The following is a 16,676-nucleotide window of genomic DNA, read 5'->3' as shown; positions in this document are numbered from 1 at the left end:
TCAAATTATAAGGTAAAGGAAGGAGTAATAAATGAATTCTATTAAAACAGAACTAATCTGGAAAAAATGACCCAGAATAATACATAGGGGAGTATTCCCGGCGAGTTGTAAATACTGAACGTCAGTTAACATACGAAATCACATAGATGCATTACTTTATTTTACAAATTATCTTCTTAAATAAAATTTTGAACGAATAGTGCCCAAAGTTTTAAAATAGTATATTCGTGCTCTTAAATAATACACCAACAACAGTAAAATGGAAAATATTACCATAATTATTATGCTACTATTTGGGGTTGCATTCTTGAGCCTCATAAGCAAAAGATACAATTTCCCCATTCCTATTGTACTGGTAATTTGTGGGCTTATTATTAGTATCATCCCCGGGCTTCCGGTAATTGCCCTAAGTCCTGAAGTCGTTTTTATTATCTTTCTTCCGCCACTTTTATATCATGCGGCATGGTACACCAGTTGGTCTGATTTTAAAGGAGCCATTCGGCCTATTACTTTGGCTGCAGTGGGTTTAGTACTTTTTACAACCGTTGCGGTAGCAATTGTTGCCCATATGCTTATTGATGATATTTCCTGGCCGTTAGCTTTTCTTTTAGGAGCAATTGTTTCTCCTCCTGATGCGGTTTCAGCAACTTCAATCACAAAAGGACTGGGTTTACATCCCAGATTGATTGCAATACTTGAAGGTGAAAGTCTTTTAAATGATGCCAGCGGTCTGGTGGCATACAAATACGCGCTGACAGCTATTACAGCCGGGAATTTTGTATTATGGCAGGCAGGATTGAATTTTGTCGTGATGGCTGTTCTGGGAATCGCTATTGGTTTGCTTGTGGGGTACATAATGAGTTTTATTCATAAAAGGTTTGTGTGCGATGAAGTTATCGAAGCTACTTTAACATTACTGACGCCCTTTGCTTCGTATTTAATTGCAGAACATTTTAAAGCTTCGGGGGTTCTGGCAGTAGTAGCAACCGGGCTTTTTCTTTCCGCAAGATCGGGTACGATTTTCTCGCATGAAAGCAGGATAATGACAGGAACAATCTGGAATGTTTTAACCAATATTTTAAACGGATTGATTTTTGTCTTAATTGGTTTGCAGTTGCGCCAGATTATGTCAGGAATTCAAGATTATTCCGGCTGGTCGTTATTTGTATGGGGCTTTCTGGTGAGTGTCACCGTGATTGTGGTGCGTTTTTTATGGGTGATTCCCGCAGCTTTGCTTCCCAGGATAATTAGTAAAAAGATTCGTCTTCAGGAAGAATTCGATTACCGGAACATGATTATTTTCGGCTGGTCAGGGATGCGGGGTGTGGTATCGATGGCAGCTGCTTTGGCACTTCCGCTGATGATGAACAAAACAGATGAATTTCCTTTACGCAGCCTCATTATTTATCTGGTATTTTGTGTCATACTTTCTACTTTAGTTATTCAGGGATTTAGTTTGCCATGGCTGATAAAAAAATTGAAAATTGAAAAATACTCCATTCTTGCAGAAGAATATGAGGTTCGAAATATAATCGTTTCTCAGACCATTACCCATATCGAAGATAATTTCTCACTGATCAATGACGACTTACTCCACAATATTAAAAGTAAATATGAAGTAAAATTCAATCGTCTCCAGAAAACGGAACTTCCTGCCAACTTTTTCGGAAAAGGAAATCTGATAGGAGGTGAGATCTTCAATGATTTTACGAAGCTTCAAATCGATTTGCTGAATGTAGAAAGGAATAAACTGGAGTCGATGCATAAATCAGGTGCTGTCAACGAGGAAATTTTCAGAAAAATTGAAAAAGAACTGGATTTGGAAGAAACGAGATTATGGATGGAGATGTATGAAGAGTAGTCGGTGCTGGCTATCTTTAAAATATTTAAATAAAAAAGCATGATTTTAGAAACCATGCTTTAAAATTTTATACTATCAAGATATCTTCTTTAACCCATTTGACTTCTCCATTTTCCATAGCAACAATCATTTTATCTCCATCTTTCACTTCACCAGAAATTATTTTCTTTGCCAAAGGTCTTCGCAAATGACTTCTGATGATGCTTTTTATGGGTCTTGCGCCGTATTTCGCATTATATCCGTTTTCAGCAAGATAGAGTTTAGTTTCCATCGGGATTTCAACTTCGATTTTCATGTTTTGAAGTAAATCAGAAAACTCTTTTTTGAGGTGGATTTCAAATATTTTTAAAGCATTTTCTTTACTGATAGGCGCAAAAGGTACAATTTCAGTTAATCGTCCTAAAAATTCCGGTCTAAAATAATTAGCCATGATTTCCATTAGCGAAGATGAACCCGGAATCTGACCATTATTGAAATTTTCTACAATATGATCTGACCCAATGTTTGAAGTAAAAAGAATAATGGCATTTGAAAAATCGCCTTCTTTTCCAAGGCGGTCATGTAATTTTCCTTCGTCCATAATTTGAAGGAAGACATCATAAACAGAGGCATGCGCTTTTTCGATTTCATCAAATAAAACAATAGAATACGGTTTTTGCCTGATTTTATTTACCAGTAATCCGCCTTCTTCATAACCTACATATCCCGGAGGTGCTCCATAAAGCAAGGCTGCTGAATGTTCTTCCTTAAATTCAGACATGTCAAAACGGATAATCGCATTCTCATCCTGAAAAAGAAACTCCGCCAGACTTTTGGCCAATTCTGTTTTCCCCGTACCTGTCGGTCCTAAAAAGAAGAAGGATGCAATAGGCTGTCCTGCTTTGCTCAATCCGGATCTAGATTCTAAAATTGATCCTGCAACTGTTGCAATGCAATGGTCCTGACCAATTACCCTGCGATTTAGGACTTCTTCAATGTTGTTCAGTTTTTGTTTTTCTTCTTCTTTTAATTTACCGGCAGGAATACCGGTTTTTTGAGCAATTATAAGCGATAAATCAAAAGCCTCAATATGGATACGTTTATCAAGTGCTCTCTCTTCAAGGATATTGATAAGGCCTTCAATATGTTTAAGGATAGCTTCAGAAGTTTGAAAAGTTTGTGGTTCATTTTCATCATCTGCAATCATTAAAAATGTTGTTTTACGAGTCAGATCAGAAAGAAACCATTGGTATTCTTTTAGCAACTGCTCTTCAGGTAAATCATTGTCATTCTGTTTCAAAAGCGATAATTTATCCAAAAGGGATTGTTTTTCTTTTAAATAAGTTTCACCTGATGTCTTTAGAACGGACATGGTATGATCAATAAGGTTTATGGCAGATTCCGGCAGGCTTTTCTCTTTTAAATACCTTCTTGATAATCGGATTGATTCTGTAATGGTCTCGTTATCAATTTGAATTTTATGATGCTCCTGATAGGGTTTTATCGATTCGCGAATCATTCGGAATAACGTTTCATCATTAGATTCTTCTAATTTTACAATTTCAAACATTCCGGAAAGTCCCTGTTCTTTTTCAATTCTCTTGGAATATTCTTCAATTGTAGAAGTAGCAATGATATTTAATCCTTTTGATAATTCGCCTTTCAACACGTTGGATACACCCGAGTCTCCTCCGTTTTTATCCAGTAGAGTATGGATTTCTTCGATAATTAATATTGCTTTAGGAAATTGTTTTAATTCCTGAATACAATTTTTTAAGCGGTCTTCGATTTCTCCTTTGTAAGATGCACCTGCAATTAGTGTGGATAAATCCAATTCAAAAAGCTGCACTTTACTTAACACCTCAGGGACCTGGTTTGTAATTACATTTTGAACAAGTGTATCGATTAAAATTGATTTTCCGATACCTCTGTCACCAATTAATAAAATATTAGGCTTAGAAAATCGGCACAGGATTTCCTTCATTGTATTTAACTCTGTTTCGCGGCCAATCGCCAAAATCCTTTTCTTTTTTCAGCATTTTTGTGGATACAATATTTACTCAGGAAACCTTTTTTTACTTCCTGATGAGGAATGTTAACGCTAGGTTCAGCTATTGCAAGATTTTCTAATAATTCGTTTCTGGAAATAGGATACGTCTTCATTTGGTCGAAATTAAAACCAACTCCCGGCGAGCTCAAAGCGACCAATATCGCATAAAGACTAATGTCATCTTCATTTAAAAGTACACGTACCGATTCTGCTTCTTTTATAATTTCATCAATCAGATCACTTGGTTCAGAATCAGATATATTTGTTGTTTTTGGTTCATCCTCCATACGGACTTCTGCCCATTCATCAAGATAGTAAACATCCTTGCCTATAGCCTCAAGACGTTTTAATAGAGATAAATCCCGGTTCAGGATGGCTTTTAGCAAATGTGATGCAGAGTAAAATTTATTTGAATTGTTTTTAGCAATTTTTTTAGCAATTTCAAATGCACTGAGTAATTCTTTACTGAAAATATTTTTTTCTTCCATCCTTATTTAATCTTTAGACCAGATCAGGTATTTTTTTACTTTATAACTAATATTTAATCCTTTGATGCAATTATTTTGTTTGTCTTTGTTAAGACGAATAGATTCGATTCTTATTTTTTTTCCTTTAATGGAGGCACATAGTTGAGAAAATGTCAATAAATCTGTGTCGTTTTTCACAATTGGAATGTCTAAATCATCGCATAAATATTCTGAAAAATCATCTTTTACTTTACTTCCTTCGGCCACTTTGTTAAGTAAGATTTCAAATTGGTCTTCGGATATTTTAGGTGCTTTTTTAATTGCTATAACACTGTCTTTTTGTGTTCTGGTTTTAGGAGCTACGGGTACATATTGCAGCATGTCTTCAAGAGGGTCTTTTTTTGCAGCACCTCGAGGCAGTGAAAAAGCTTCTGCTTTTTTTTCGAATTCGTAAGAAGTTATATTAAGAGGATTTGTTTTTTTATTACTTTGGGATGTACATAAATTATCTTCTTAGCAACTGTACCAAAGTTTCCGTTAACAACAAGGGTAACTGTTTTTTCACCTGGTGTAGAAAAGGTGTAAACAGGATTAGCAGAGGTATCATCAATGCCTTTATTTTCTCCAAAAGCCCATTCCCAGGTTTTAGCATCTTCAGATTCTGAATTGAAATAGGTAGGCTGTCCTGCAGTAATAATTTTAGAAACAATAATTTTAGGAGTTCCTATTTTATCAGTTAAGTATTTATCTTTAATTGTAATTTCTTTATTATGGATGCATTCCCCATTTATGGTTAAGGTAATTAGGTATTTACCCGGTTTTTTATAAACGTGAAAGGTATGTTTTCTTACATCGGATTCTGATCCATCCCCAAAATCCCATTTCCATGATTTTGCATTTGGTGTCTTATCAAAAAACTCAATCGATTCCTCGGTCCTTGGGTTTTCTGCCAAAACATAAAACCGTACATCTTCACAGTCAACGTGGTTAAAAAATTGAATTAAAAAAGCAATAATTCCAATTAATAGTAGGATCACAAAGAAAAACACAACCCTGATATCGATATTTTTTTTATTCATCTTTTTTTTAGTGGCTAATAATTAAGTAAGATATTTTTTATAAAGACGCTGGCAAAAATAGTTTTTATTATTTTAAAATTGTAAAAAAAATACCGTAAATTTTTATAAATTTCATAACAATTCTTACAAAATAATTTCTTAGGTTTGCGACCTCAATATTTGTGAAAGGAATTATTTCACGATTAAAAAAACATATCAACTGACAAATACCACTTCAGTCAGTTCCTGATCCGAAAAGATTAATAAGTTAAAAATGATTTTATCATTGCCATCAATTACATGGCATAACAATAAGTATTTTTTTTATGAATAAAACAATTGTATTAGTGCTCATAATACTGTTTGGTATAGGATGTAGCAGTAAGAAATATATTTCTCAGGTTCCTTTTAAATATGATTATTCTTTGGAAGCATTGAAAAAGCAAGCTAAAATGGAGGATTCAGGTTTGAGCAATAAAACAGTTGTAAATGATAATTCAGAAAATTTAAGTGATGCTACATTGGCTTTAAAAGAAAAATATTCTATAGTGCTGGGCGTAATACCAAATAAGATTACGAATTACAAATTATATTCATACATAGATCCTTGGGTAAATACGCCTTATAAAGAAAAAAGTTTTTCCAGCACAGGCGTTGATTGTTCTTATTTTGTTCAGTCACTGTATAGTGAAGTTTATAAAGTTACGCTTCCTAAAGACCCAGCCGGTATGTGGAAATCAAAATCAATACAGATTTTTACCGGAAGAAGCTTTTTGGCAGAAGGAGATTTGGTTTTTTTCAGATACGATAAGGATCATCCAATTTCAGATGTTGGGATATACCTCCATAATGACAGGATTTTGGCATGTACAAGCAAGGGAATGGCGATTTACAATTTTAACGACGAATATTTTCAGTTGCGATATATAGGAGCAGGAAGAATCAATGAGGACACAAAGAAAAAATAATATGAATCTTGAAGATCTTGTTCGGCAAATAGAGAATATTTCAGACGATATAAGGGCTGAGGTTATCGCTAATGAGCTTTTGGAAAATACTGCTGTTGCTCAGGACGAAATTATGATTTCTAATCAGGGGCAGTTTTCACGGGCTTTCAGAAGTGATATTTTAGGAGCAGGGATTAAGGATGATAATTACGATAAACGTGAATATCTTACTATACTCTTGTCGAGAGACAGCATTTATGATACGCTGCCCGAAGGATATATTCATAGTTTAAAAGAGAACAACGCTGATAAATCTGTTCAGCAGATGATCAGGGAACATAAACATCAGAAAAAGCAGGAAGCTGAAGCACGTAATTTTTTTAGCCCTTTTGAGAATGAAATTTTTCATTACAAAACCAAAATAGAAAGTGTAGAAAGAGATTTTTTATATAAACTTAATTCAGGTAAGTCGTTAGAGTTTTTCTATGATTTTTGGGGTCTGCCACATATTTATCCGGCAGTGTTGGTTTCAAAATTTATTCGGCTTTTGCCTTATGCGTATAAAATTGTTGGCGATATTGATTTGGCATGTAAATGTTTATCAATGATTATAGAAGAAAAAGTGAATTTTGAAACCACAACATCAAAAGAACTTAGTGAAGAAGGAGAGCAGATTATATTAGGCGAAAACAGATTAGGAGTCGATTTTATCAGCGGAAAAAATTATACGGATTATTCTATGAATGTAACCATAGAAATTGGACCGATAGTTAATAAACCCTTTCATAATTATATTAATGAAGGAGATATAAAAAAGTTTATAGACTGCTTTTGCGAACATTTTTTTCCGATGGAAGTAGAGGTAAAAATAGTATTGTTGATAAACAACGAAACAGAAAAGTTTAATTTTAATAATGAGCCTGTGTTGGGCTATTCAACACGATTGTAGAAATGGTAAAAAAGCATTTAGGAGCACTTATTGACGTCAGGCTCATTGTATTTTTGGTTGTAATTATAGCCGTAAGTATTTTGCTTACAATGGTTTTTAGTGATAAAGTAAAAGAATTTGCAGTAAAATATAAAAAGAAATTTTATATCTATATTTTCTCAGCTGTACTTATTTATGCTTTGGTTGGTTTTTTAGGCTACAATAAATTATTTACTGAAGTATCAGATGAATTCCTTTTTTACCAGATAGCTTCTTTACTATTCGGAACGCTTCATGTTTACTTGTACCGCATTTATTTTAATGAATTTAATCAAAAGCTGGTTGCTAATGAATTGTTGTTTGCATGTTTGATCATGCTTTATTCAAGCGTATTGTTCATTATCATTTATACAGCATTAAGCGGTATTGGACTTACTTTTTTGATGTGTTCACACTTTCTGGTTTTTATAGTTCCAACTGGCGTTTATGCAGTGTTCAATTATATGCTGCAGATTCCGCCAAAAGAATACGTTACCTGGAAAATTCCGGAAAGAGAAAACCCTTTTCCGGTTATAGAGAATGTCGAAATGAAAGACCTTTTACTGATTACTTTATTGATTCAAAAAGATGCTGATAGTGAAACCTACACTTCACTTAGATCAAAAGGGCCGGTAAGAATTGATTTTGGTGCTTTGTTTTATCATACCGTTACCGGATACAATAAACACAATGCCGAGAGTAAGATACAATTGAAATATAAAGGAGAAAATTGCAATTGGGTATTTTTTCTTCAGCCAAAATGGTATCAGGCAGCCCGATACGTAGATGCAAAATATACATTAGGAATGAATGGTATCACAGAGAACTCGGTTATTATCTGTAAAAGACAAAAAGAAAAGAAGGTTGAAATAACCAAAAAAGATAAAACAGAAGAACCTGAATTTGTATACGGTGCAAATGCAGGAATGAATTGATAAAATTTAGATGTATCTGAACAAATGTATTATATAGAAGAAGCAGAAGTTTCATTTCACGGCAGGCACCGTACTTATAAAGTTAAAAAAGGAGATACTCTGGAGAGTGTTTCCCTTGAACTTGGTATTGCTGCCAGTGAACTCAGACGGTATCATAATATATATTGTGAAATTCCTGATCTAATCGAAGCAGATTTTAAAAGACATTTGGAGTTTTTGATTTTGGCTCCGGAAAAAAGTGAAGCTGAAATATTAGAGGCAGAAGTAAAAACAAAACAAAAAGTTAGTTTAGGTAAAGAGTATAAATTACCCTTTCTGCCTCAGGAAATTAGTAAAGAATACAAAGTACAATATACCACTGAGGTTGGTGATCAGATTGACACTATTGAAATGGAGGTAGGTGTAAAATGGCTTGCATCGGATAAAAATAAATTTCATCTGTTTGAAATAAGAAGGCAGTCTATCCATATCAATAACGAAATACCGGATACTGTTATGGATGAACTTGCAGCAAAAACAGCGGAAGTTTTATATCCTTTGGAAATAGTGGTTGACGAGTCTGGTAAATGGATTGATGTTCATAACTATAGTGAAATTATAAACCGTTGGGAAGGAGTAAAAACAGAAATTCTGGATTATTATGAAGGTGAAGTAATTCAAATTTATATTGACCATACGGAATGTGCATTAGAAAATATAGATACATTGTTGAAGTCACTGGCTTCAGATTATTTTTTGAGAGTTTTTTTTAATGCTATACATATAGGTTACACAGCCAATTATGAATTTAAAAACAATGTTTCCTTTCCGTTAGAAAAAGATGAGGAATCATTATTTGAAGTCGAACAAAAGATTGATCCCTTTTTAGATGAATCTTATTTAGTGAAGGTGGAACAAAAAGGAGATTATAAAGACAGTGAATCTGAAGCCAATTTTGGATACGATCCTAGGAAAGGATATTATAATGCAACATATCTTTTGGACAAGGATTCATATTGGATTGAAAAGATAAAAATGGAATGCAGTATTGACTATGATGATCTAATAAAGATTTCAATATCGGTAGAGTCTTTAGAAAAACAAAAAGAATTAAATTGATAGTTAAATGTAATAAACATTAGAGAATAGAATAGGTAAAGGAATTAAGAACGACATTTAATATTTCAAAAAGGTAAAGCCATGAGTGAGAAACACCTAGTAGTACAAGGGGCTACGTTAAAATGTAAGTTTAGTGTTGAACCAAAAAAAGATACACTAAAGGTAAAATCTCAGCAGAAACATTATGCAAATGATAAAGATGCAGCAAATAAACTCATTGCAACAGACAAAGAAATTGGACAAACGCTTGAGAAAAATACTTTTGGTAAATGTAAAATGCAGCCCAACGGAAGCGGCGATTACCTGCCGTGTCAGGCAGTAATTACAAAATGGAGTAGTTTTTATGAAAAAGTTACCTTGTCTAATAAAGGAAAAATATTATTGGAAGACAGCAAAGCAACCTGTCCTATTGGAGGACCGGATTGTATAGAAGTAGATAAACACGGGCAGAAAGCAGGGGCAGGCAAAGGAAATGCAAAAAAAGCGAAACCGCAGGTAAGCAACCAGATAAATCCTTTGGTTAATACAGGTGAATTTCAAGAGAGTTTAGAAGAGAGTGATTCTATTTGTAAATAAAATAAAAATAGTATGTCAGAATTTAAAATAATTGGAAATCCGGATCCTATTGTAGGAAAGGAAGAATTTTATTATGTAAATAGTTATTTACCGAATATTTTGCCTTTTCAAAATTCAGCTTCTAATAATAGTTTTGAGCAGCTTGTAAAATGGGAAATATATATTCTAGAAAATGGGAGATGGCGCAAGACAAAAGAAAATGATAAAACAGGAAAAAAAATATCATATACCTTTTTTCAGAAAAGTTTAGATAGAAAAGGTATCCGTATTTTAGCAAGAAGAGGAGATGAGGTAGCTCGTCTAAATATAAAATCACATCCGGCCGAAAAACCAAAAATAGATAGTATTGAATTACTGGATAAAAACGGTAAAAAGCCTCAAAAACCGTTATCGTATGGGCAAACGCTTAAGGCGAGAGTTCACTGTCTGCACATGGAGAAACGTAAAGTAAACGTTACGCTTTGGGAGGATGATGCAGTTGGTAGCGGACATGATAAAGCAAATACAAAAAATATAATAGAAACACTTTCAGGTGTTGTAAAAAATGGAAAAGCAGATGTCAATTTTCTATTAAGACCCAGTATTGCAGAAATTGCAAGAAAGAGTAAAGATGAAGGTAAAGTACATGAATATTATGTAACAACAGATTTTAATAAAGAAAAAATTGCGAGTAATAATGTTAATGTAAATGATCTGGAAGTACCTGTAGCACCGTATAAGAGGAAAATACCTGTACAACAGCCTGCACAGCCCAAAACAGCGGTACAAAAACCTGTACAGGAAAAGACTAATACATCAGGTTCTTCCGCGCAGCCACCAAAAACGAAGGCAGAAATTACGAATGTACATCTTACAGATACTGCCGGACATAAAATACAAGGGACTTTTAAGGAAAAGCAAATTAAGGTTTGGATAGATTCTAAAGGGTTGATTGGTAAAGAAATTCGCTTGAAATTATATGATGAAGACGGGATTTCAGATGATGAATTATTCAATGATAAATTCATTATTAGGTCAAACATATATTCTGTAGTAATAGATCTTAATAAAATCCCGAGAAGTAAAGGTGGAGGTTATTGGGGAGAAGGCGCAGAACAGGAAGTATATGCAGATGTTGAAGTAATACAAACTAAACAAACTAAACCAAGTAAAATTGTTAATGTTGATGCTACTGTGTTTAAGCCAGATCCAATTGAAGTTACTAATAAGGTTGCGAAGATTGGTAGCGGAAGTGGTAATGAAGGGAAAAATTGTGGAGAAAAATTTTGTATAAAAATAGGATCTCCAAATAGTGAACTTATAAGAGAAATAAATATTCGTTTAGCGGGATTTGGCGGGAATGTACCTACTGATAAGTTTACAGATCGTACTGAAAAAATGATCAAACAATTTCAGCGAGATTATATGAAAGTTCCTGAAACTGGTAAAGTCTGTGGTAATGTTTTAAAAGCTATTGATGAATTTCAAAAAAAATATCCTATAAATTTTGAGGAGATAAAATGTAAATGTGGTACTTGTACTGGGTATGGCAATGGAAGAAATTCAGATGAATATCAGAATAGTTCTGTTTTAGAACCATACAGAAAATATGAGTATCCAGGAATTCACAGAAGCTTAGTTTGTGCTTATCGGGCTTCTATTTTTTACATTAATAGAGATAAACATTTAGATTATAAAACAAAATGGATAGATTCTGGTTATAGATGTCACAATCACCCCATTTACTTATCTACAAAAACGACAAATCATTGTGGAAAAGCTTTAGATATTCATTATAACTTTATAAGTACCGGACAACGAGCAAGAAGTATTCCAGATGTTGAAAGAATACGGGAGAAAATTTTTAATAAATATTTAGGAGCGAAATGGGACTGGAAACCTGGTCAAAATGATATTTTTAATTTAGAATCAACTGAGAAAGGCGCAGTATCATGGGTTCATGTTGATGTAAGGGAGTTTTCTCAAAAATATTTAAAAAATGAATACTTCATAAAGACTTTAAGTCAATTAGATGGTAAAAGTATAGTACAATTGGCAAAGGATTTAGGTTTTAAAGATACTTGTAATTGTTTACGAGGATCGAAGAATAATGAGCAAAATAAAAGTACTGTCAGCAAATATAAATGGTCACACAGTGAATTTGGAAATTTAATTGCGAACCATGAATCAGGCAATAATTACAATAAATGCAATCAAACTAAAGGAGGATTAAAGGTCATAGATAATGTGAAAGTAGTAGATCTTACTATTAAAGAGATTCAAGATAAACAAGAAAATAGAGATGTTTTTGCTGTAGGTAGATATCAATTAATACCAATTACTCTAAATGATGCAATTACTCGTTTATCTTTAGATATAAATCTTAAATTAAATGAAGAAATGCAAGATAAAATTTTCGATGAATATCTGATTAATCTTAAGAGACCTAAAATTATTGCCTATCTTGAAAAAAGTGGAGAAGTAGAAGATGCAATGTATGATTCGGCAAAAGAATGGGCGAGTATAGGTGTAGAGGTAGGAAAACGTATAAGTGATAAAACAGTTAAAAAAGAAGGGAAGACTATCATTGTTAAAAGATACGCTAAAGGAGGAGAATCATATTATGCGGGCGATGGTCTAAACGAAGCACATATCAGTCCTGAGCAAATAAAACAAACATTAATAAATTCAAAAAATGCAAACAAATAAAAAAATTATAACTTCTATTCTATTATTGTCAATATTTATAATAGGATGTAAAAAGAATGAGCCCAAAATAGAAATAGCATCTATTAAGGATACTACTAAAATTGTACAGAAAAAAGAAGTTGTTTCAGCTCCATTAAATGAACGAAATAGGTATACTAATGAATCATTTGTGATAAGTTGTGGCTCAGGCTGTGCAATGAATTACGCGCCAGAGGATGTAACAAAACAAGATAAGACAATAAAAGTAAAATTTAATGTAAAAATGTATATTAATGAAGCATTGTCAGATACTTATTATGAAACTTATATTTTTTATTATGATAATGACAATAAATTAGATAATATAAAATTTGAAGGAAAAAGTGAAGATATTTTAAAAACACTTATGCCTGATGCTCAGGATTCTTTTAAAAATTTTGGAGCTATCATTAATAATGACCTTATTCCTAGTAATGATTTAAAGATTAGTTGCTTTCAAATGAGTAAAGTGAAATTACCTTATAATGAGGTGATTAATATTAAAACAGTGAAATATAATCTTCTTAATTGTAATTCAATTAAAGGAATTGAAAAATACAATTGTGGAGAAAATAAGCTTAGATATTTATCGCTTCCAAATAAAGGGGATGTTACTATTATTTTAGTGCCTCAAGATTGTGGAGATTTTAATTATAGATATTATTTAATAAGTGTTAAAAATAATATTGTCATGGGAGAATTATATGTTGAAGGAGAATGGTATGAACCAGAAAATTTTAATGAAAAAGAAGTAACATCATTTTCAATTGATGAAGGATATAATATCATAGTAAAAACCATAAGCTCTAAATCTACTTTAAAAAATAGCTATATTTTAGAGAATGATGGAAAAATAGTTAAAAAGTCCTAATAAAATAAAACCCATTGATATACAATTCTCATTTATAATCTAATGAAAAGGATAGAAAAATATTCAAACTAGAAGCAGCTAAATAAGAATAAGAAGAAAAAAATTTAAAAATGATGAAGATAATTGAAGATTATAATTCTGAAACAATCTTAGAAAAATGTAATAAGTAAATTCACTTTCATAGTGATTTGTAATAATACTTATAAATAATCAGTTCCTTGACGTATTGAAAAGAAAAGCCTCAGTTAGCAAGAATGGAGATGTTCTTGTTAGCTGAAGGAATGCAGCAAATAAACTCATAGCAACCGATAAAGAAATTGGACAGACATTAGAGAAAAATACTTTTGGTAAATGTAAAATGCAGCCCAACGGAAGCGGCGATTACCTGCTGTGTCAGGCAGTAATTACAAAATGGAGTAGTTTTTATGAAAAAGTTACCTTGTCTAATAAAGGAAAAATATTACTAGAAGACAGTAAAGCAACCTGTCCTATTGGAGGCGCTGATTGCATTACTGTTGACAAACATGGACAAAAAGCAGAAGTAAGTGAACAGAATGTAAAGAATGCCAAACCGGAAGTCCAAAATCAAATAAACCCGATGGTAGATATAGAAAATCTATTTGCAAGGGAGCATACAGACGAAGGAATATTATATAGTTAAAAAGTAATTTCATTATTTTTTAAAAACATAGAAATGGCAAAAGGGGTAAAAAAAATAAAGAAGTTATCAAACAGCTTGGAATTTGACCATTATTATAATAGTGGCGATATAATTTGTATAAATCCAAATCAAGAGGCTTCTTTTGTCGTTGGCGAATGGTTTAATGAAACTACTGAGGAAGAAAGAAGAAATATCAACTGGCTGTGGATGGATCATAATAAGATAAAAAGTTTTAAAGAAACAAGAAAACCAGCAGGAGAACCTTATGGCCTTACCTTTCCTAAAAAACTATGTGGGAATTATGCCTACTACTTAGAAACCAGTTTATCTGGTGAACATGATCCAAGAAATACTGGGGTATATGTATTTGGTAAATGTGAAAAAAAATAACTTCTGCCTCTTGGAGTAAAAAACAAAATACAGCAGATCATAGTGAAATAAATTATGGACAGGACTTATTTATTACATTAGAAACAGAGGGTTTAAATGGTGATACATTAAAATTAGAATTGTATAGTCAAAAAGGTTCTAAACTTATAGATACTATAAAAGAAAATTGTACTGATGGAATTTTCAAAGGGAAGTTCAAAATTAAGTCCTTTTATAGGGAATTCCCAGGATTACCTGAAACTTTAGAAAATTTTTATGTAAAAGTAATTAATATTGAAAATGAGTATATTAAAAATGCAAGTGGAAGTGACAAAATACTTTCGTTTAAAATAATAAAAAGGAACAGTATAATTACGATACCAGAATTTGAAATACCAACTAACACAGCTCCTTTAACAGTGGCTGAAATCCCTGCAGTAGAAGTAGTGAGAACAGAAGGTATTTTTGCTGCTTATTTTGCTAAAGAAGAATTTACAAAAGAAACCACAGTGATTGATGGCCAGCACGAGTATAAATTTGCCAATCCTAATATCAAATATGATAAGAATAAAATTGCGGGTATCATTAAGAGTAAAGTTGACGAACTAGTCAAAGCAGATAAAAAATATGCAAAACTTGATGATATTAAAAATGCTCTTGTAGAAGAATCGTATGAAAAAGATGCTACCATAACATTTAATTTATGCAAATTAGGAGCTGAATACAAAAAAATCAATAGTGCACCACTGGAAGAGGAAGTATATGTGGTTGCAAAAACATTTTTATTAGATGGAAAAGAAGTATCGATTCAAATAAAAGAAAAAGATGCTGTTTTAGGTGAAACCGATGCAGATTTGACTGTCTTAGAAGCCAAAGAAAATGGAGAAGAACTTACCATACTAAAAGCAACTGTTGAAAACGGCATCGCAAAGGTAAAGGTAAAATTGCGCCCCAAAGCCGATGAAGATTTAAAAGTATGGAAAGAAAAACTGCTTAAAGGAAAAAAAGAAGAAGCTTATACCTATACATTTAAAAGTGAAAAAACAACTATTACAGATGACAACAAAAAGAAATTTGCAGCAATAATACTAAAAAATGCAAAAGAAGGAAAACAAGGCAATACCAAAATAGCAGCCGGAAAAACAGCCTTTGCAGACGATGTAGAAAAAGCGTTAGTAAGCAAAGATTACATTAGTGGTGACACGATTAGTTTTGATACTTACAAAACACAAGCCGAAAGTCTTTGGTTAAAAGCCGAATGCCAGGGTGATACTTTAAAACACGAAAAGGAATTTTTGAAAAGAGATGGGGAATATTTTGTGATTGGGAAGAAATGTGAATGCGAAGCACGAGTAAGAGCGTTTATGAGAATGTTGAGAGTAGGTGAGGGAACAGGAGAATTAATAAAATCTTATGATTACAATAAAAAAGAAACAATATATATTCCTCATGATTTCGAGCAAGCATATACTACAGCGTATAATAATCATAAAATAACGGATTTGAGTACACACCCTCAACTAATATATGATGGAGATTCATCTGCGGCGGGAGCATACCAAGTCATGCGATATGTATGGTGGGAAATATCTGGATTTGAAGTTGTAAATAAAAGGAAAACAGGTAAATATACTGAGAAGTTTGACATTTTAAAAAAGCATAATATTTCTAACTACAATGCTGAATCACAAGATAAAATTTGCCTCTTAATTGCCAAAAAGCAGCGACCAAATTTATTAGAAAAGATTATAAAAAATGATATAAAAAAGGCAATTCAAGAAGATGGGTGTTTCATATGGGCAAGTTTACCCGAAGACGAAACACATAGTCATTATAAATTAAATGGAGAATTGCAATCTGCAACTCCAATTGTTGATTGCTTAGAACATTATAATAAATTTTTAAAAGAAGAATTGGCTGACAAAAGCCCACTTCATTTGAAGAAAGGATTTCTACAAGAGCTTGGATATAATTGTTGTGAAGAAAGTGAAAAACACGGACAAATTTGTTCAGTGTGTAATGAAAATCATTATGATATTGCAAAATCGGAAAATTGGATTCACCAAATCCGAGTGAATGTTGGCAAGCAAGTATTGACATACTTGCAAAATATGGTTTGAAAAATAACAGT

Annotated in this window: 13 protein-coding genes and 1 pseudogene; 11 read left to right on the top strand and 3 right to left on the bottom strand. The window is 32.6% G+C overall.

What is annotated here, in order from left to right:
* The first annotated feature begins 259 nt into the window (after positions 1–259).
* A complete protein-coding gene (locus tag P5P89_RS01980; protein WP_278010509.1) occupies positions 260–1,861 on the top strand; it encodes a Na+/H+ antiporter in 1,602 nt (533 codons plus the stop codon).
* A 67-nt stretch (positions 1,862–1,928) separates the two neighbouring features.
* Here P5P89_RS01980 and P5P89_RS01975 read toward each other — a convergent pair.
* The 3 genes and pseudogenes from P5P89_RS01975 to P5P89_RS01965 form a co-directional block, all read right to left on the bottom strand.
* A pseudogene (locus P5P89_RS01975) lies at positions 1,929–4,378 on the bottom strand (AAA family ATPase).
* Between the two features lie 6 nt (positions 4,379–4,384).
* Entirely contained in the window at positions 4,385–4,738 is a 354-nt protein-coding gene (locus tag P5P89_RS01970; RefSeq protein WP_278010508.1) for a hypothetical protein, read from the bottom strand.
* A 77-nt stretch (positions 4,739–4,815) separates the two neighbouring features.
* Positions 4,816–5,436: a PKD domain-containing protein gene (locus tag P5P89_RS01965; protein WP_278010507.1), complete on the bottom strand. Its 621-nt coding sequence runs from the start codon at positions 5,434–5,436 to the stop codon at positions 4,816–4,818.
* Positions 5,437–5,741: 305 nt separating this feature from the next.
* Here P5P89_RS01965 and P5P89_RS01960 point away from each other — a divergent pair, with 305 nt between their 5' ends.
* The 10 genes from P5P89_RS01960 (at position 5,742) to P5P89_RS01915 (ending at position 16,665) form a co-directional block, all read left to right on the top strand.
* Entirely contained in the window at positions 5,742–6,383 is a 642-nt protein-coding gene (locus P5P89_RS01960; protein WP_278010506.1) for a C40 family peptidase, read from the top strand.
* Position 6,384: 1 nt separating this feature from the next.
* On the top strand, positions 6,385–7,311 hold the full coding sequence (locus P5P89_RS01955; RefSeq protein WP_278010505.1) for a type VI secretion system baseplate subunit TssG: 927 nt from the start codon (positions 6,385–6,387) through the stop codon (positions 7,309–7,311).
* A gap of 2 nt (positions 7,312–7,313) precedes the next feature.
* Positions 7,314–8,264, top strand: a complete 951-nt coding sequence (locus tag P5P89_RS01950; RefSeq protein WP_278010504.1) for a TssN family type VI secretion system protein — start codon at positions 7,314–7,316, stop codon at positions 8,262–8,264.
* A 24-nt stretch (positions 8,265–8,288) separates the two neighbouring features.
* Positions 8,289–9,362 (top strand): LysM peptidoglycan-binding domain-containing protein, encoded by a 1,074-nt coding sequence (locus P5P89_RS01945; RefSeq protein WP_278010503.1) that lies wholly within the window; start codon positions 8,289–8,291, stop codon positions 9,360–9,362.
* 81 nt (positions 9,363–9,443) lie between these two features.
* Positions 9,444–9,938 carry a DUF4280 domain-containing protein gene (locus P5P89_RS01940; RefSeq protein WP_278010502.1) on the top strand — a complete coding sequence of 165 codons (495 nt, stop codon included), beginning with the start codon at positions 9,444–9,446 and terminating at the stop codon, positions 9,936–9,938.
* Between the two features lie 12 nt (positions 9,939–9,950).
* Positions 9,951–12,626, top strand: a complete 2,676-nt coding sequence (locus P5P89_RS01935; protein WP_278010501.1) for a peptidoglycan-binding domain-containing protein — start codon at positions 9,951–9,953, stop codon at positions 12,624–12,626.
* Positions 12,613–13,515: a hypothetical protein gene (locus tag P5P89_RS01930; RefSeq protein ID WP_278010500.1), complete on the top strand. Its 903-nt coding sequence runs from the start codon at positions 12,613–12,615 to the stop codon at positions 13,513–13,515. The genes P5P89_RS01935 and P5P89_RS01930 overlap by 14 nt, the downstream gene beginning before the upstream one ends.
* Positions 13,516–13,813: 298 nt before the next feature.
* Positions 13,814–14,176: a PAAR-like protein gene (locus tag P5P89_RS01925; protein WP_340696538.1), complete on the top strand. Its 363-nt coding sequence runs from the start codon at positions 13,814–13,816 to the stop codon at positions 14,174–14,176.
* 33 nt (positions 14,177–14,209) lie between these two features.
* The gene (locus P5P89_RS01920; RefSeq protein ID WP_278010499.1) at positions 14,210–14,566 is read left to right on the top strand and encodes a hypothetical protein; all 357 of its coding nucleotides are present in this window, start codon (positions 14,210–14,212) and stop codon (positions 14,564–14,566) included.
* 119 nt (positions 14,567–14,685) lie between these two features.
* On the top strand, positions 14,686–16,665 hold the full coding sequence (locus tag P5P89_RS01915; RefSeq protein WP_278010498.1) for a lysozyme family protein: 1,980 nt from the start codon (positions 14,686–14,688) through the stop codon (positions 16,663–16,665).
* Positions 16,666–16,676 lie beyond the last annotated feature (11 nt).

Origin of the sequence: Flavobacterium gyeonganense (assembly GCF_029625295.1) — a bacterium.
In the GTDB taxonomy this organism is placed as follows: Bacteria; Bacteroidota; Bacteroidia; order Flavobacteriales; family Flavobacteriaceae; genus Flavobacterium; species Flavobacterium gyeonganense.
This window is presented reverse-complemented; position numbering and strand designations above follow the sequence as displayed.